The sequence below is a fragment of the uncultured Paraglaciecola sp. genome, from assembly GCF_937123705.1.
Lineage (GTDB): Bacteria > Pseudomonadota > Gammaproteobacteria > Enterobacterales > Alteromonadaceae > Paraglaciecola.
Genome location: NZ_CAKZKO010000215.1, coordinates 1 through 14,845 on the forward strand (window position 1 = coordinate 1; position 14,845 = coordinate 14,845).

Consider the following 14,845-nt stretch of genomic DNA (forward strand, 5'->3'; position numbering starts at 1 on the left):
AGCGGTATTGGTGTTCCGTCCTCTAAGGTAGGCCGTCCGCACCAGCCGCACCGATAGCGCATAACAACACGCTGTTGATCGGACTCGCTATAGTTAAGTCCAACATCTGCACTTTCTGCACCCCAAAACCAACTCATGGTCTTTCTCCGTTAATTAGCCCGCGAGCCGCAAAGCTCAAGGTTATACCTCATTACCCCATACGTCCCAGCCCTCACGTTCACGCCGAGCAAACAGCTCTATTCGCGGCGCTTCGCTCTGCAGCTCAATCAAGTCTTGAAAGAACTCAGGTTTTTTACTGTGGCGCATCGGGCGCTTCACTTCCCACCAAGTTGTATCTTGGCGCTTTTTACCTGCAGGCATTTTCCCCTTTCGTGCCAGCAATAAAAATTCTGTCGTGGGGCAGTACAGGCCGCCTTGCCCCGTGCCTTTTGGCTTCTTGCACCATGTCAGAGTTTGGCAGTATTTAAAGCCCCACTCCTGCAGCACATCAAATGCGGCTGGCAGGTACTTCTGGGTAGTCCACAAATAAAGGTCGCAGCTGTCTGCAGCAAGGGCGGCTATATCCAACGCTTTAATTTCTGCCAGAGTCATAGTCTGGTATGGCATTACGCTATCCTGCGGTTCGTAGCTGCTGCCCCTTGGCGCAATACTGGCTTTTCCCCACTTTCCGTATTGCCACGGTGGGTCTACAACTATCGTGCTATACCCGCCATGAGGTATAACAACGCTGTCAAAAATCGCTCCACTCTGTTCCGCTGGACTCACTACTCTACGCTCCGCTTCGTTACGTTCGCCTTTTTTTCGCGGGCTTATCAACGTAACCAAATAAGGCTTCACCAAGTTCATCTTCCGCCAACGAATAATCTGTCTGGTCATCGTTGTAGGGGTACTGGTTCAGGTGTAGGTGTTTGTGGCAATGAGGGCATTCCACGCGCACATCGTAAATCACATAGCCAGTCACGGGAGCCATAACAACAGCATCAACGCCGGACGCTTCGCGTCCTGCTGTCTCTTCTTGTGGCCCACTCTGTTCAAACATTTTCAATTCTCCTGGTTAATCGTTAGCGCCTTTCCTGTTCTTCGCGCTCCAGCTCTTCAAGTTCGTGCTGCTCATGGCAGTAGTCGCAGCAGTCAACAACACCATCACCGCCGCAGTGCTCGCAACAAACAAGCTCTTCCAAGTCATCCCAGTGTTTGCCTCCAATACTGCCATCTGGGGATAGCCAAAGCCCCCCACTACCCTTGCAATCTGGACAATCTGTACACGTACATTTATCAGCCATAATCACTCCGCATCAAGTCGAAACATAACAACCCAAGGCAAGGCAAGCGGACTGCTTCGCAGCCCATGCCATAGGGGTTAGGCGTATCCGTTAATCTTGCCGCCGCAGCCGCTTATCCAAAGGTTAGCCGTCATTAAACTCCTGCCACTTTCCGGCTCTACGCAACAAACATTCAATAGCTAGCTCCGTCGGCAAGTCATGTGGCCAAGGCGCGTAGTTAATCAAGCTGTCAGTATTGATGCCTGTGTATAACGGATAAGGCTCTACCTCATTGAATACGCCTTTTTTTAAGCAATCGTGATAGCGCCCTGTATCAGCTATCCAGCTTGCTTCTCCCAGCTCAACAAACTTGCCGACAATGCGCGCTACTCGCCCGACCTCAATATGCGTTACGGTGCGAAACAGGTACGCCTTGCCGACCTCGAACGGCAGTTTGTTACCTGACGGTGATATGGATTGCAGTTCTTTCAACTGGCCGATAGTTAAATCATCAATGTTCATGTTGTTTCCTCTTGTTGGTTTGCCATTCTGTCTATGCGTTGGAGCAGGTATTCCAGCTCATCGGTGACTGCTTTGTAACAGCTTCCAATATGACGCTCATTTGTCTGTGCCATTTCGATGCTGGCGTGGAATAGCCCCCTCACATCATCCAGTGCTTGTTGGTAGCCGGTGGTGTGGCCTGCTTCCCATCCGCGCGCCAACACATGAGCAATCAGTGTCACAGGGTCGTCAATATCCTGTAGGCTTCTCCAAAACTCTATGGGTAAGGCAGCTATCCACTGCTTGCAAGGGTGTAATCCCTCAAACCCCTTGTCGCTACTCTCAACCATAAACCACCTCTACCTTTCGATTTGACAGCTCTTGCATTATTTCGTCATATTGATCTAGCAGCCCCGCACGGCCAACAATATGAACAGTTACGCCATGCAAGCCCCTTGCTTGCTTAACATTATTTATTAGCCGTGCCCGACTCGGTGCGATACGGCTGGCCCTGCAATAATCTTGAGCCTCGGCATAACTGGATGCAACCAAAAACACTGGGTCGCTACTCTCTGTCATATCTTCTCCTTGAGCGCATCGAAAGTTAATTCACCCTTGCGTAACTGGTCGCGGAAACTATCAACGCCTCGCTCTTTTCGCAGCAGGTTCATCATTGCGTGGCCTATTTCTGGCGAGTCGTAAGCGCACCAGTTCATGTGTTCTCGGATGCTATTTTTCAGTCGCGCTAATTCTTCGGAATCATTTTTCAACTCTTTTGCAGATAACGCCCGATGAATCCGTTTTATAAAGCTACTCTCTGTCATTGTTGGCCTCATGCTCTTTTCGTATTTCATAAATAGTTGCCTCTATATCTATGAACATTTCAGATGCTACAGCATCCGTTAGATAGTCATTTACATAAAAGCCATGTTTTTCCATCACACTAAACAGCTTGCTAATCTGTGGAGGAGTAAATCGCAAGTCAATCAACGGGGTTATTGGGATAAGCTGCTCCCCGCAGTGATCACATAGCCTGTTTAATAGAGATAAAAAATCGATGTTTTCCCCTTGTATGTTTGCAGGCTCTGCGCATTTTGGGCATTGAATTTGCCCCATGAATAAAACATCGTTAGCTTTTTTCGGTTTCACTTTGTCTAAGCATTTAGGACATAAGGCGCCCCATATTGCACCAGTGTTTTTCCCGCATTTCGGACAGCTACCCATCCTCACCCTCCAATGCTTTGTCTGTCTCTGGTGGTGTGGGTAGGGCGCGCCAATGAGATACCGTTTCTGGCATCCATGTTGCCCCAGTAGCAAAAAATTCCCATCGACTATGCTCGTAGTTATAGCAGGCAGTAAATGTGCATTTTATCGATGGGCAATACGCTAAAACTGATGCGCTCCTATACTTTCCCGATGGTTCCGGCAATCTCTCACTACAAGGTACCCACTCCATTGCAGGGGTGCGGGTGTATTCGGCAAACGCTGTCTTTTTAATATCTAAATCATCCTTGATTACATACAGGCTCCCGTAGTCAGTATGCCTCACCCTTATTTTGTCGGGGTACCCTAATGCTTTGTCGCTGTTAGTTAAGCTCATTTCTTCTCCTGTGTAATGGTGGTGACAGGCAGGACGCTACCCCTGCTTTCCCTAATGCTGCCTCGGGGGATCGAGTGACGGGACTTTCTGTCAGCAATAAGATTGCCCGTATGCCGCTAGAGTGCATTCTCCTAGCTGCTGTCACCATAAACTGTTTACCCCTTATCGCTTTGCATGGCTGCGTCTAGCCCTAACTTTTCTGCTGTGCTTTTTGGGAAGGTTTCTGCCATCCACAAAGCTGTTCGCATTAATGGCGTCATTTCTGTATCAGGACTATTACGCTGGCCTGCTTCAAAGGCTGATTTGATTTTGCGAATATGTGTAGCGGGATCACCAGTCCACCAACCACAAGCATTTTTGCCTTCGTCACTCTCTTTCCATTCGCTCCAGTTCATTTGCTCTCTCCCTCTAGAGCGGCTAATAACGATTCCACCAAGTCGGGGATGCTGGCGCATAGGACAGAATCCGATACACTTCCATCGTCTGCGATGTACGCTGCCTGCCCGATGCTTTCGCCTATCTTCACCAGTAAGCCCCTGTAGTAATCGGTATTGCGTTGATTCTGCGCCGCTGTCTGCATCCATGACGCGATACGCTCTGCCACTACCTCGGCAAATTCAACATCCATGACGCGATCACTGACACGCTCGTCGCACCAGCACTGTGCGGCCATTTCCCGCGCCTCTTCCATCCAGTCGTAATCTTGCATTGCTGGTTTATCACCGTTGTTCATTGATAGCCTTCTCCTGCTGCTTCTTGATATAAATCTCTTCCCGGTCAACAGCAATATCGTTAGGCGCAACAATGCCCATGCGCACCTGATTACCTTTTACCCCTAACACCTGCACGGTCACATCGTCACCGATCATCAGGGTCTCACCAATTCGCCTCGTTAGGACTAACATAATCTCTCTGCCTCTCGTATATCGTTCATGTAAAGCCGCCTCGCGGCCTGTGTTTTGCTCAAGTAATCTGCCAAGTCCGCTGGTGTGAGCTGGTGCAGCGTTTTCCACTGCTCGTAAGCCTCACGCCAAAGTGGCGCGTACTCCCCGTGGTATGCGATTGATGTATCGACCCGCCTGCCCTCAACCATGAGCTGCACCCGCATCATGATCGAACCGCGCCGTGCATCCCGCTTCACTCGAAACCCCTTTAACCGGCCACACCGGGAAAACGCCGGGCGAGACACCAGTCGTGCCATGCTGTCGAGATGGGCCTGCTTGTCGTAGGCCTCTTCCGCTGTCGCGAAATAGAACTGGTGCTCGCGCCCACGAATTTTCTTGTAGGCGCGATACTTGCCAGATGCGTGACGATGCACTCCCATCGTGCTACCTGCTGTATTCCATGCGCATGTGTGGCACGGCGCCTTTATGCACCGCTGAAATGATCTGCTTGAAAATATCCTCACGTGTCGCGTTTTCAGGCAGGTTGAACGCCATCATCACGGCCAGCGCATCGCGACGACACTGCACTTGCTGCTCTGGCGTGACATCTGGCTCTGGTTGATCTGTCGATGGCCCGGCGCCCATTGATTCGGCCATGATGTCACTGACAGACTGCGCACTGCCGCTCGACTGTTGCGGGGTTTTTAGGGTCGCTTGCAATGTGTCGGCTGGTTGCGCGTCACCACCATCGATGTCTACATCGTCGCGCAGCTTTTGCACGTGCGCCAAGTGCTCAGCTGCAGCTATGCCATTTTGTACGCTGCGAAGCGCGATCGCTTTCGCCTGCTCGGCATCGTTAATCAGGGCGCCAAATTCGTCGCTAGTCAGATCAACGGCCTCGATCTTGGCCTTGTTGCTTAGCAGCTGACTCTTCGACAACTCTCGACCATCGACAATGGGATCGCCCATTGCCCTGATTGCGTTTATCCTGTCGCGCAGCACTTGCACCTGATTCGCCTCGTCCTGAGCTTTCTGCTCCCACTCATCCAGCGGTTCTTTCAGCTCGTCCTGAAAATCCTCGAACAGCTTTTTGATGCGTGATCGCTCGGCACGCATGGGGACAATGGACTTTTCCAGCTCATCAACCGTTGCCTTGAACTTCTCGTCAATGCGTAATTTCACACTACCCACGCGCCTGACCAGCCCCTTCAAATTCTTGCGGCCCTTGTCTGTCTCTATGTCAAAAACCTGCGGGGCGGCGTACTCGCGCACTTGCTGATAGATTTTCTCAGCTGATTCAGCGCCGTTCTTTGCCAACAGGTGGGCGTCTGGCATGTCCTGCACCATGACGACCGCCTGATCAGGATCGAGTGGTGCGATTTGTTGTGCTGTGCTGCTCATAAGATTCTCCAGTGTGTTAGTAGGTGGTGGCCGTAACCATAAAAAATCTAAAAATCAATATCAGACGAAAAATCATCGACCTTTTTTTCTTCGACCGCCGCTGTGCCGCTCGCCTCTAACGCAGCATTCACCGCGCTTTCGGTGACCGGTGGCGCCTCAGTAACGCCGTCAAAAAAATCGGACGGCTTTGCCATGCCATCGGCCAGCGATTTGTATATCCTCCGCAATTGCAGAACCTGACCCGGCTGGATGGCATCAATGCGTCGCTGAATGCGCGCCTCAATCTGGTCCTGCCCAACCTTGTAGTTTTCTCGAAAAGCAGACAGCATGGCTTTAATGGCGTCCGGGCTGGTGTCAACATCAGCCTGCTGTGTGAGCATGCACTGATTGACTGCGGCCTCGATCACATCGCCGGGGACCACTCCCAAGATACAGGCGCGTAACCGCCGTGCACCTTGGTTGGCAATTAGCTCGTAAATGTCGCGCTGGTCTTTTAGTGCATAGCCACCTTTTTTTGTATCTCGCCAGTGCTTCACCTGAAACTGTTTGGTCTGCCGTGTGTTGGTTTCAACGTCCCATGCAAATGCCTCTACCGTGCTGGCGCCGTTTTCTTGGCTGAGCTCACGAATACCAAACTGCATGTTGCCCCATTGCTGGGCGACCGCCTCGGCAAGCCGGATCGATGGCCCGGTGATAGCGGTGCCGCCTCTGGCATATTCGTAAAGCGCTGCATTGGCCAGTGTTGGCCGGGCGCACGAGTTAATAATTCTATCGACCGCTTGGATCGGATCGCGAGGGCACTGCTTGGCAATCATCAGTGCGGCCGTGACTTCCTGAATGGCGCGGGCCTGATCCGAGGTGGCCGCCGCATTGACTGGTGCCGTGGTATTGACCGCCTCGGGCGTTTTTGCGCTAAATGGGTTGAGTGCTTTGTTTTCTGACATGTGGCTATCCTCGGTAAGTTAAATGACAAGACATTTTTCGTTGTGTGCGGGCCACCCGTTTCTACGGGCCCAGTACAGACGGCTCAATGATTCGTTCAATCGCATGTTGCCTTTGCTGCGACTCTCGACGCCCATTTCGTACCATGCCACGCTATAGGGCGGCATGTTTTCCACCACAATGAAAATAAACGTTTCGCGCTGGGCATAGCCGGTGGCCGCCATCAAGTCACTGCACTGGTTGGCAATGCGCGAATACAGGCAGGCCGACAGGTAATACTCGAAATGATCGCAGGCGTCGCAAAAGCCCTCGGCGCTGGCATTGGCGGCGCTCTTGAGGTCAACCAGATAGGGCTTATTGTGTGGCATCCAGTCGATGCGGCATTTGGCCAACTCTGTCTGCGTGTCGTCAGACTCGGCATCATAAAATGCAACATCCTGCCACACACTGACCTCTGCCAGACCGTCACACAGCAGCTGGCTAACATAGGGGTGGCTCAATACGCTGTCACGCATACGGCGCGCTGCATCGTGCTGCTTTGGCGTGATGATGTTCATACCGGGATACGCATCGCGCGCTGTTTTGACTGCAGACCAGTGATCGCTCGCCGTTACAAAGTTGTCGTTACCAAAATTATGCGGCTCCAGCACCAAGCTGTGCACCGCCGTGCCTAGCCGCATTGCCACGCTTGGCGGCTCTGGATTCAGCCAATAGTGGCGAGCCCTTGCGTCCGTCTCATGCTCGAGCAGCAGTTTTAGCTTGCTACTGCTCGTGCCGTGACTCACGTGATGATAAAAATGGTTACTAATATCCGTGTAGTAGCCGGGCGGGACCAGACCGTCAGGGTGCTGGGACTCGATGGGCTGTTGGGAGAGAGCGGTCATGAGGGAATTAGCCACAACATAAAAAAAATAAGTCCCGCCACCCCAAATGACATACGGTCGTCTTCGTCCCGCTCTGAAGCCGATAAAATCGCAAACATAACACCAATAGAAAAAAATACGATGTCAGCCATTAGGCATAGGCTCCCGACTCAGCAGGCAATCGATTTCGGCCTGTGACAAGGTATCGGCATCGGCCAGTTCACGCTCGGCTTGCTTCAGGTCACGGTGTACTTGTCCCGGTGAGCGCTGCTTCTTCAACCGCCTGATCTGCTCGCGTGTCAGTGGTTTCACTGGCGGGCGCTTCTCCGGGTTTTTCATGGGCTCAAACTTCAGGCTACCCAGCTCCGTGTGACCGATCACGTAGCCATTCTGCGTAGCCAGTTCACACACGGCGATAATTGGCAGCCAGTCGGGGAAGCTGGCAAATTCGTCGACGCGCTGCAGGGGCGTACCCCATGACTCGCAGAATTCAGCCAATACCTCGCGAGGGAAGTCAGTTGGAATTTTCACAAACATCGCCAGTCTCTCCGTGTTCAGTTTCGATAGGAATGGCGCCGTGCGCCTCTGGATCGTTGATCAGTTTTCTGGCCCGGTCGATACCGCGCACCGCCCGGCACTCGTGGCTACTGGACACGAGCTTGGTATCTGGCCAGCGATAGCCATTGAGATAGATCAGGTAGTAGCCGATGCCTTCGCCTGTCAATTTGCGACAGCGGCCAATGACTTTGCCCTCTCAGTAAACATTGGCGGTCCTGTCTGGACCCTTGAATGCGCCGATGTCGGCTTTCGGTGTGTCACTCATTGCTCACCCCAATCAGGTGGTAAATCGCCGCTGTCATCAGTGTCGCAGGTTGGACAGTAGGGCGCTGTCAGTACCTCGCCCTGACCGCTACAAGCACCACACAAGGCTTCTGGGATAGCGCCCTCACCAGAGCCACCGCAAGGCGTACAGTGCATCCTGTCTGCCATACGTTCGCCACATTGAGGGCAGCTAAACCGGATCATTGGTACTCCTGCCAGCCGTTGGCTTTGATTTCAGCAACGGCGCTAGTGTACGCATGCTCCCCATGAGCGGGGCTGTATGTTTTCTTGTCCACCCATAAAACACGGTCAGTCGCAGCCTCTCGTATAGACACGGTGCCGCAACAATTAGAGATATAAACCAGCATGATTTTTTCCTCGCATTTCGTGATTTAACGTGCCGCTATCACTCGACACAGGTGCAGGATAGTCGTATCACTGCGCCCTTGTCAACTAATTTTAAGCAAAAACCTAACAAGAAGTTGCGTATGAGGAGGTAATGCGATAGAGTGCGCACAAATCGGCCATATTGGTCACATACCGCCAAACACAGGGGCAAGCATGCAGAATCACATGAAGGCAGTGCGCAAAGCGCATCGATTTACCTTGCAGCAGACCGCTGAGGGGTGCGGCGTGGCATTTAACACCATGCGCAACTGGGAAAGCGGGGCGCCAACAATACCGGGTATCGAGCGACTGCTGCTGTTCTATCAGGTCCATGGCTACCCGGTGAAATTCACGGACTTGATTACACTGGAAATCACCAGCATTGCCGAAACCGGTCAAGCTGTCGTATAGTTCAACCAAGCGCGTGATTGCGCTACCAAAATGCGGGGTTTGCTTCACTAAAACCCTTTTTACGTGGCCTCTCGCCGGAGGCTCCAGACTGTCCACAGTCGACCTCGCTGCCTACAATCACCCGGCGAGAGGTCACCTAAAAGGGGTTTAACCATGTCAATACAGCCGCTCACCACTGCGCACAAATGCGAAAAAGTTATCCGGTCCTGCCAGACTGAAGAGCAGCTTGAATGTGCAGCTTTGTTTGTTCGGCTTGCCATCAGATCAATGGGAGTCAGCACTACCCAGTTTTACATTCTCAGCCGGTTTTTCACCGCCAAGCAGAAAGAAATAAGCGACAAAAAGCTAGCTAATCTGCGGGTGATTGGCTGATGCACCACTATCGAAAGCACATCAAGGACTACCGGGGTGATACAACAGGACTCACACTTCTTGATCACGGCGTATACAACCAGCTGCTCGAAGAGTGCTACATCACTGAGCAGCCATTGCCCAGTGATGCCGCCCAAATCGCTCGATTATTGGGCGCCAGAACCAGCGAAGAAATGGACTCCCTGCGTTACATTTTGGGCCGCTTTTTTTACCTCAATCGTGATGGAAATTATTGGCACAACCGGGTCGAAAAAGAGCTGTCAGCCATCTATGAACGGTCAGAAAAAGCACGAAAATCGCAAGAAATTCGATGGGAGCGCCAGCGCGAACAGGAGGCACTCAGGGTGCTACATGAGCAGCAGGCCAACCATGAGGGTGCCCACCTCGGTGACCACGATTTATACGAAAAACATACGAACGTATCAAAAATCGATACGAACGTATCGAAAATCGATACGAACCACTATACGAAATGCATACTACCCAGTAACCCATTACCCAGTAACCCATTACCCACTAACCGAGAAGTTCAAAAGCGTAGTGGACCTGACCCCAAGAAGTTCAAAAAACCAACACTCGAAGAAGTCCAAGAATACTTCGAGGATCGAACCCAAAAGCCCTGCAACATCGAACACGAAAAATTCTTCGATTTCTACGAATCCAAGGGCTGGAAAGTTGGCAAAAATCCGATGAAGGATTGGAAAGCGGCTGTACGAAATTGGATCAGAAAGCACAAAGAGGATTATCGCTCACAACACGGCAAGACCACCGACACAGGCAGGTTAAAAACTACCCAACAAACCATCGATAACATGCAGAGCTTTCTGCAGGAGGATAATTCGTGAACAAGCAAACCATTGTCGAACAATTAACCATCCTGAGCGAAATCTATCGCCAGCCAGTCAGCCAAGATTTACCGAAAATCTGGTTCAACGACTTTGCTGACTACCCCGATGATTTTTTGATTGAAGCGTGTACACGGCATAGACTCGATCCCGACCAAGGCCGTTTCTGGCCAACACCCGCGCACCTGTTCAGCCAGATGATGTTTTCAAGCGCTAAAATCAAAACACTCGCAGCGCAGGCGTTTGAAGATAACCCCGGCATCGATGGCACCGACAGCCACACTCTGCAACATGAGTCGTTTTTCGACCGCAACCAGCGCAAGCGCCAGCACATCGCACAAGACCTCGAGGATTGGCAGGACTGGTCAATACCACGCAAACTGGAATTCTCCAAGGCCATCACTTCGGAACAGGCACAGATGATCGCTTCACCAACACAGGGGATCGAGCATGTCAGTTGACACCCCTAAAAAACCTCGAACGATGAACGACCTGCCAGCCATCCCCGATCGATGCACGAGCTCGCAGTGTTTCGACAAACCCCGCAAAGCCTCGCTGGTCGTGATGGAAGTCGAAGACGAGAACTACCAGAAGTCCATCGTCCCGGCCAGCTGGGCCATGCCGCAGGAAAAATCATCGACACGCCGACAGTTGCGTTTTGGCATAGACTTCGTGCAGTGGCATACTCGCTGCGCTTTGTGTGTTTACTCTGACCCGATTGAGGTCGAAAACACATGGTCTGGAGGGTGATGGCGTGGAGAGTTTGTGGCGACGTTCAAGAAAAATCGCAAGCGGTGCAACAGGATCGATGGGTTCATTGAGCGGCGGGACAGGAACTGGCGTAAACGTGTTAGACGTTACCTGCGAAAACGTTACGGCGAGCGGTGTCATTGGTGTGGTGGGCGCATGGACTTCAAGCTAGCCAAGGGAAACTTTCAGGACATGGCCACGATTGAGCACTTGGTGCCAATGAGTTTTGGTGGCTCTAACGATCTGTCTAATTTGCGACTGGCGCATAAGCGGTGTAATCGATGAATCGATGTTTGTTGACTCACGAAGCAGAAGCTCTGCTCGATCAATACGAATTGCTGATTCTCGCGTTGGTGAAGCGTCTAGGCGAGAGCTCTGTCGTGTTTTCTCGACAGGACATCGAGGCCATCCTGAAACACGAGAACCGATACGTGATGATGGATTATCGCGACACGGATTTGGTTCTGCGTCTTGCCAGCAGGAAGCAGGTCGAGGCTGTGACGGAGCGCGACAGCAGCACGGTGCAATGACTAATCGATCCGGTTTTATCGAGTTCAACGTGCCGGGAAAGCCTCGCGGAAAAGCGCGTGTCTGGACAGATGGGCGCAGTGGTCGCAAGTTCGTCGACAAGAAAACCCGCGATTACATGGACCAGATCGTGTGGTGTTTGCGACAGGCGCAGAGAGCCGTGCTCAAACCCACCAAGCGGCCGATCAATATCCGGGTCGAAGCGGTTTTTGAGGTCCCAGTGTCATGGCCGAAGTGGAAGCGGCAAGCGGCTCTGGCCGGTGACATTGCGCCCACGGTCAAGCCCGACGATGACAACATCGCCAAAATCGTGCGCGACGCACTGAACGGCGTGTTATTTGCCGACGATCAACAAGTGATCAGCTCGACCGACGACAAGCGCTACGGCGAGAAACCGCACCTCCGGGTGATCGTGTCGGTGTCTGACAAGCTGCCAGCCCAGTGCACCAAAGCCGATTGGGAGCACCACCAGAGCCGTGGGGTCGATTTGTTTGCCTGATGACAAGTTGGCCGGTTTTGGTGTAGTCTCCGCGCCAATGTCAACCCACGAGCCAAGCCATGCTGGTCATTTCCCGCCAACAGCCACCCGTCCGCAACGACATAGCGGGCAGCGGCGAGTTTCTCGCTCAGCGCGGGCTGCGAGTCCACTACGGGATTGATTACCAGCTGGCCGCTGGAGAGGCGGTCCTCCTTGCCAGAACGTGCGCTTTCAGCAAAACCGGCCAAGCCTACAGCCACGCGCCCGAGTTCAGGTACATCGAGTTCAGGGATGGCGCATGGTTTGTGCGGTATTTCTACGTCGAGCCACGCGAAGCCCTGATGGTTGGCGACACCATGATCGAGGGTGAGTTTATTGGTAAATCTCAGGCAGTAGGCCAGCACTACGCCAACGGCATGCAGGACCATGTGCACGTCGAGGTATTCCAGCCGGGCGACATTGGCGACACCATCCCCGACGAAATCAAGCACACGTTTGACCTCAAAAAAAACCGCACATACGTCGATCCGGCTGCGTATTTCCGTAGCGACCTGCCGGGCTAACCTGTAGGAGTTATCGCTGTGTATCGTCGACCTAACCGAATATTTTTCGCTCTGACGCTTGTTGGTTTCTGGCTCGTTGGCTGTGCCAGTAACGGCACTGGCACGATCGGCAATGGCCAGATCGATATTGATCTAGGCGATAGCAAACTATTTGGCAACTCGGCAGCGTATGAGATTGGCGTGTCACTGGCGCAGGTGGCGCTGTTCGAGAAACCGGCACTGGCGCAGTCGGCGCTAACCAAACTTTACAACGTGAAAAACCGCGTGGCTGATGTCGAGGCGACGTACTCGGTCGAGCAGGGGTTGGATATTGTCTCGGCTATGCTGGCCTCAGAGTGTGGCGTGTGGTGCCAGACGATTGCGGGCCAGAAATACATGGCGCAGATCGGCGCACAGCTAACGGCACTGAAGGCGGTCGAAACCGACGATGTAACAGTCACGCTCGATCAGGTGGTGAGTGAGCTGATTCTGGCCGTGCAGAGCGTGCAGGTTATCCAGTGAAAGGCGTCGCTCTCAGGGAGTATTGCCACAAACTCTCGACCGTCGCCTATCGGGATGACGTAGAGATTCATTCGTTTGGCGGCATTGATATTTATCGCGAGTATCACGACGATACGGATACCACGTTTCTCGCGTTTGCTGGCAGCAATGAGACATTCGACTGGTTTCGCGGGTTTCATTTTTTCCCCAAGCGCGCCGTGTTTGGCAAAGCCCATCGCGGGTATTACAAAAAAATCAAGCAGCACCAATTATCGATCATGGCGCTGGTCAAACCGGAATCTAGGCTAGTGCTCACCGGCCACTCGAAGGGGGGTGCGGAGGCGCAGCTGTTCGCGGCGATGATGCCGCACCTGAATATCGCAGCAGTGGTGACATTCGGCGCACCGAAGCCGATTAAGAAGCTGTTCAGCCCGCTGCACGAGCAGCAATTGCGCGACCGCACGACCAACTATGTCAACCCTAACGATGGGTTTACGCGCGTGCCATTAGGCTGGGATCGCATCGGAAAGGACGTTATCAAATCATTTACGGTATATGGCAGCGAGCATCCACTGGCCTGTTATGCCGAGTTTTTTGTAGACGTGTAGGAGTGGCCAGTGTGCTGTTGGCAAAAATTAAAGCATTTTCGGCGGCGGTGTATGCACAGCTGTTTCATGGCCTGCCCGCAGGCGTGGAGGTGTTTTTGATCCTCACCCTCGGGCATGTAGGGCACGTGCTGGCAAAGGGCCACGAGGTGCACAAGCGTGAACTGATTGGCGTGTCGATAAGGAATATCGCGGTAGCTGCGGGCGTTATCGGTGCCTGCAAAATGTTTGGGCTGGCCGAGGGCGCGAATCTGGTGCTCGCCAGTTTAATTGGCGTGTTTGGCGTGAATGCCGTGCTCGCTATCGTTAAAAAATACACAGGTGGCGCGTGATGGGACTATGGAAACAACGGGACGGTTACTACACACCAACGCCGCGAGGACGACTGGTTGGGCGGGTTATTCTCGCAATCACCGCAGTATTGTTGCTGACAGTAGCACTCGCTGGGCAGGCACTCAGGGCATCGACCGGCATCAACAACTACACCGATGTTAGATCGTGTCTCACCCTCGAAACCGTGGACTGCGACGATGACGCTGGAACAGCGCTGCCGATGGAGCGAGAAAAATCGTACAGGGTGCAGCAGTTCGGGCAACAATCCCAGCTCACTCACACCACAACACTATGAGGCCATTCATGACGAAATTAAAAACCTACGCGCTAGCGATTGTCGCTATGGCGTTATGCACTGTCACACAGGCGCAGACCTGCACGCCAATGACCGAGCCAGCACTGATCACAGGATGCGACGTGTCTACGCTGAGCTGTCCGACAGTCGTTACGCTCTGTTTTACGCCGCCTGCTACCTATGCTGATGGCACACCGCTCAATCAGGCAGACATCGCGGCATTCCCCTATCGAGTGACGACTACCGCAGGTGAGACGCTGGGCGAGATCACAGCAGCGGGCGAGTCAACACCGATTGCGCTACAGGTAACAATCGCGGATATTCTCGATGACGGGCTGGCCTCAGTCGCCATTGATATGAAAACCCGCATGAGCGATGGTTCAGAATCGGAGCAGTACAGCGATACAGCGCTGGGCGAGGTTCGATTCGAGCAGTCATTCGTCGATGCGGTACGCAACTCGTTAGGTGGGCCGCAGCGTATTGTTGATCTGTTGTGGAATATTCAGGCGCAGTAAGGGGACAG

At 52.9% G+C, this 14,845-nt stretch carries 35 protein-coding genes; 14 read left to right on the forward strand and 21 right to left on the reverse strand.

All coding sequences use genetic code 11. The features are described 5' to 3' along the window. Nucleotides 1-180 precede the first annotated feature (180 nt). From Q0688_RS26560 to Q0688_RS26660, 21 genes are all read right to left on the reverse strand, one after another. The gene (locus Q0688_RS26560) at nucleotides 181-765 is read right to left on the reverse strand and encodes an MT-A70 family methyltransferase (protein WP_299084790.1); all 585 of its coding nucleotides are present in this window, start codon (nucleotides 763-765) and stop codon (nucleotides 181-183) included. Between the two features lie 19 nt (nucleotides 766-784). Beyond that, the gene (locus Q0688_RS26565; RefSeq protein ID WP_299084792.1) at nucleotides 785-1,039 is read right to left on the reverse strand and encodes a hypothetical protein; all 255 of its coding nucleotides are present in this window, start codon (nucleotides 1,037-1,039) and stop codon (nucleotides 785-787) included. Nucleotides 1,040-1,061: 22 nt separating this feature from the next. Further along, the gene (locus Q0688_RS26570; protein WP_299084794.1) at nucleotides 1,062-1,283 is read right to left on the reverse strand and encodes a hypothetical protein; all 222 of its coding nucleotides are present in this window, start codon (nucleotides 1,281-1,283) and stop codon (nucleotides 1,062-1,064) included. A 123-nt stretch (nucleotides 1,284-1,406) separates the two neighbouring features. Further along, nucleotides 1,407-1,784 (reverse strand): hypothetical protein, encoded by a 378-nt coding sequence (locus Q0688_RS26575; RefSeq protein WP_299084797.1) that lies wholly within the window; start codon nucleotides 1,782-1,784, stop codon nucleotides 1,407-1,409. Further along, the gene (locus Q0688_RS26580) at nucleotides 1,781-2,113 is read right to left on the reverse strand and encodes a hypothetical protein (protein WP_299084800.1); all 333 of its coding nucleotides are present in this window, start codon (nucleotides 2,111-2,113) and stop codon (nucleotides 1,781-1,783) included. The genes Q0688_RS26575 and Q0688_RS26580 overlap by 4 nt, the downstream gene beginning before the upstream one ends. Then, nucleotides 2,106-2,342 (reverse strand): hypothetical protein, encoded by a 237-nt coding sequence (locus Q0688_RS26585; RefSeq protein WP_299084806.1) that lies wholly within the window; start codon nucleotides 2,340-2,342, stop codon nucleotides 2,106-2,108. The genes Q0688_RS26580 and Q0688_RS26585 overlap by 8 nt, the downstream gene beginning before the upstream one ends. Further along, nucleotides 2,339-2,587 carry a hypothetical protein gene (locus Q0688_RS26590; protein ID WP_299084809.1) on the reverse strand — a complete coding sequence of 83 codons (249 nt, stop codon included), beginning with the start codon at nucleotides 2,585-2,587 and terminating at the stop codon, nucleotides 2,339-2,341. Before Q0688_RS26590 ends, Q0688_RS26585 begins: the two co-directional genes overlap by 4 nt. Then, nucleotides 2,574-2,987: a hypothetical protein gene (locus Q0688_RS26595; RefSeq protein ID WP_299084812.1), complete on the reverse strand. Its 414-nt coding sequence runs from the start codon at nucleotides 2,985-2,987 to the stop codon at nucleotides 2,574-2,576. Before Q0688_RS26595 ends, Q0688_RS26590 begins: the two co-directional genes overlap by 14 nt. Next, the gene (locus Q0688_RS26600; RefSeq protein ID WP_299084815.1) at nucleotides 2,980-3,363 is read right to left on the reverse strand and encodes a DUF551 domain-containing protein; all 384 of its coding nucleotides are present in this window, start codon (nucleotides 3,361-3,363) and stop codon (nucleotides 2,980-2,982) included. The genes Q0688_RS26595 and Q0688_RS26600 overlap by 8 nt, the downstream gene beginning before the upstream one ends. Before the next feature lie 155 nt (nucleotides 3,364-3,518). Then, nucleotides 3,519-3,758, reverse strand: a complete 240-nt coding sequence (locus Q0688_RS26605; RefSeq protein ID WP_299084818.1) for a hypothetical protein — start codon at nucleotides 3,756-3,758, stop codon at nucleotides 3,519-3,521. Next, nucleotides 3,755-4,144: a hypothetical protein gene (locus Q0688_RS26610; RefSeq protein WP_299084823.1), complete on the reverse strand. Its 390-nt coding sequence runs from the start codon at nucleotides 4,142-4,144 to the stop codon at nucleotides 3,755-3,757. Before Q0688_RS26610 ends, Q0688_RS26605 begins: the two co-directional genes overlap by 4 nt. Beyond that, nucleotides 4,083-4,268 carry a carbon storage regulator CsrA gene (csrA, locus tag Q0688_RS26615; RefSeq protein ID WP_299084954.1) on the reverse strand — a complete coding sequence of 62 codons (186 nt, stop codon included), beginning with the start codon at nucleotides 4,266-4,268 and terminating at the stop codon, nucleotides 4,083-4,085. The genes Q0688_RS26610 and csrA overlap by 62 nt, the downstream gene beginning before the upstream one ends. Next, a complete protein-coding gene (locus Q0688_RS26620; RefSeq protein WP_299084956.1) occupies nucleotides 4,262-4,687 on the reverse strand; it encodes a hypothetical protein in 426 nt (141 codons plus the stop codon). Before Q0688_RS26620 ends, csrA begins: the two co-directional genes overlap by 7 nt. Nucleotides 4,688-4,691: 4 nt before the next feature. Continuing rightward, a complete protein-coding gene (locus Q0688_RS26625; RefSeq protein WP_299084825.1) occupies nucleotides 4,692-5,648 on the reverse strand; it encodes a hypothetical protein in 957 nt (318 codons plus the stop codon). Between the two features lie 47 nt (nucleotides 5,649-5,695). Further along, nucleotides 5,696-6,592: a hypothetical protein gene (locus Q0688_RS26630; RefSeq protein WP_299084828.1), complete on the reverse strand. Its 897-nt coding sequence runs from the start codon at nucleotides 6,590-6,592 to the stop codon at nucleotides 5,696-5,698. 18 nt (nucleotides 6,593-6,610) lie between these two features. Then, a complete protein-coding gene (locus Q0688_RS26635) occupies nucleotides 6,611-7,474 on the reverse strand; it encodes a PD-(D/E)XK nuclease-like domain-containing protein (RefSeq protein WP_299084831.1) in 864 nt (287 codons plus the stop codon). Beyond that, nucleotides 7,471-7,605, reverse strand: coding sequence for a hypothetical protein (locus Q0688_RS26640; protein ID WP_299084834.1), 135 nt, complete (start codon nucleotides 7,603-7,605; stop codon nucleotides 7,471-7,473). Before Q0688_RS26640 ends, Q0688_RS26635 begins: the two co-directional genes overlap by 4 nt. Next, complete coding sequence (locus Q0688_RS26645; protein ID WP_299084837.1) at nucleotides 7,598-7,990, reverse strand: hypothetical protein; 393 nt, start codon at nucleotides 7,988-7,990, stop codon at nucleotides 7,598-7,600. The genes Q0688_RS26640 and Q0688_RS26645 overlap by 8 nt, the downstream gene beginning before the upstream one ends. After that, nucleotides 7,968-8,177: a hypothetical protein gene (locus Q0688_RS26650; protein WP_299084840.1), complete on the reverse strand. Its 210-nt coding sequence runs from the start codon at nucleotides 8,175-8,177 to the stop codon at nucleotides 7,968-7,970. Before Q0688_RS26650 ends, Q0688_RS26645 begins: the two co-directional genes overlap by 23 nt. Before the next feature lie 95 nt (nucleotides 8,178-8,272). Continuing rightward, on the reverse strand, nucleotides 8,273-8,479 hold the full coding sequence (locus Q0688_RS26655) for a hypothetical protein (RefSeq protein ID WP_299084842.1): 207 nt from the start codon (nucleotides 8,477-8,479) through the stop codon (nucleotides 8,273-8,275). After that, nucleotides 8,476-8,643 (reverse strand): hypothetical protein, encoded by a 168-nt coding sequence (locus Q0688_RS26660; RefSeq protein ID WP_299084845.1) that lies wholly within the window; start codon nucleotides 8,641-8,643, stop codon nucleotides 8,476-8,478. The genes Q0688_RS26655 and Q0688_RS26660 overlap by 4 nt, the downstream gene beginning before the upstream one ends. A gap of 193 nt (nucleotides 8,644-8,836) precedes the next feature. Here Q0688_RS26660 and Q0688_RS26665 point away from each other — a divergent pair, with 193 nt between their 5' ends. The 14 genes from Q0688_RS26665 (at nucleotide 8,837) to Q0688_RS26725 (ending at nucleotide 14,837) form a co-directional block, all read left to right on the forward strand. Further along, entirely contained in the window at nucleotides 8,837-9,073 is a 237-nt protein-coding gene (locus Q0688_RS26665) for a helix-turn-helix domain-containing protein (protein WP_299084847.1), read from the forward strand. Nucleotides 9,074-9,226: 153 nt separating this feature from the next. Beyond that, entirely contained in the window at nucleotides 9,227-9,445 is a 219-nt protein-coding gene (locus Q0688_RS26670; protein ID WP_299084850.1) for a hypothetical protein, read from the forward strand. After that, the gene (locus Q0688_RS26675; protein WP_299084853.1) at nucleotides 9,445-10,290 is read left to right on the forward strand and encodes a YdaU family protein; all 846 of its coding nucleotides are present in this window, start codon (nucleotides 9,445-9,447) and stop codon (nucleotides 10,288-10,290) included. The genes Q0688_RS26670 and Q0688_RS26675 overlap by 1 nt, the downstream gene beginning before the upstream one ends. Continuing rightward, a complete protein-coding gene (locus Q0688_RS26680; RefSeq protein ID WP_299084856.1) occupies nucleotides 10,287-10,751 on the forward strand; it encodes a hypothetical protein in 465 nt (154 codons plus the stop codon). The genes Q0688_RS26675 and Q0688_RS26680 overlap by 4 nt, the downstream gene beginning before the upstream one ends. A gap of 66 nt (nucleotides 10,752-10,817) precedes the next feature. Further along, nucleotides 10,818-11,003: a hypothetical protein gene (locus Q0688_RS26685; protein ID WP_299084859.1), complete on the forward strand. Its 186-nt coding sequence runs from the start codon at nucleotides 10,818-10,820 to the stop codon at nucleotides 11,001-11,003. Between the two features lie 5 nt (nucleotides 11,004-11,008). After that, nucleotides 11,009-11,212, forward strand: coding sequence for a hypothetical protein (locus tag Q0688_RS26690; protein WP_299084863.1), 204 nt, complete (start codon nucleotides 11,009-11,011; stop codon nucleotides 11,210-11,212). A gap of 20 nt (nucleotides 11,213-11,232) precedes the next feature. After that, complete coding sequence (locus Q0688_RS27725) at nucleotides 11,233-11,325, forward strand: HNH endonuclease (protein WP_367179845.1); 93 nt, start codon at nucleotides 11,233-11,235, stop codon at nucleotides 11,323-11,325. 8 nt (nucleotides 11,326-11,333) lie between these two features. Beyond that, entirely contained in the window at nucleotides 11,334-11,570 is a 237-nt protein-coding gene (locus tag Q0688_RS26695) for a hypothetical protein (protein ID WP_299084866.1), read from the forward strand. Then, complete coding sequence (locus tag Q0688_RS26700) at nucleotides 11,567-12,067, forward strand: RusA family crossover junction endodeoxyribonuclease (RefSeq protein ID WP_299084869.1); 501 nt, start codon at nucleotides 11,567-11,569, stop codon at nucleotides 12,065-12,067. Before Q0688_RS26695 ends, Q0688_RS26700 begins: the two co-directional genes overlap by 4 nt. Nucleotides 12,068-12,126: 59 nt before the next feature. Next, the gene (locus tag Q0688_RS26705) at nucleotides 12,127-12,609 is read left to right on the forward strand and encodes a hypothetical protein (RefSeq protein WP_299084872.1); all 483 of its coding nucleotides are present in this window, start codon (nucleotides 12,127-12,129) and stop codon (nucleotides 12,607-12,609) included. Nucleotides 12,610-12,627: 18 nt separating this feature from the next. Continuing rightward, on the forward strand, nucleotides 12,628-13,110 hold the full coding sequence (locus Q0688_RS26710) for a hypothetical protein (RefSeq protein ID WP_299084874.1): 483 nt from the start codon (nucleotides 12,628-12,630) through the stop codon (nucleotides 13,108-13,110). Beyond that, nucleotides 13,107-13,697, forward strand: a complete 591-nt coding sequence (locus Q0688_RS26715) for an Mbeg1-like protein (RefSeq protein ID WP_299084877.1) — start codon at nucleotides 13,107-13,109, stop codon at nucleotides 13,695-13,697. The genes Q0688_RS26710 and Q0688_RS26715 overlap by 4 nt, the downstream gene beginning before the upstream one ends. An 11-nt stretch (nucleotides 13,698-13,708) precedes the next feature. Then, nucleotides 13,709-14,026, forward strand: coding sequence for a hypothetical protein (locus Q0688_RS26720; protein ID WP_299084880.1), 318 nt, complete (start codon nucleotides 13,709-13,711; stop codon nucleotides 14,024-14,026). Nucleotides 14,027-14,330: 304 nt separating this feature from the next. Continuing rightward, nucleotides 14,331-14,837 (forward strand): hypothetical protein, encoded by a 507-nt coding sequence (locus Q0688_RS26725; protein ID WP_299084883.1) that lies wholly within the window; start codon nucleotides 14,331-14,333, stop codon nucleotides 14,835-14,837. Nucleotides 14,838-14,845 lie beyond the last annotated feature (8 nt).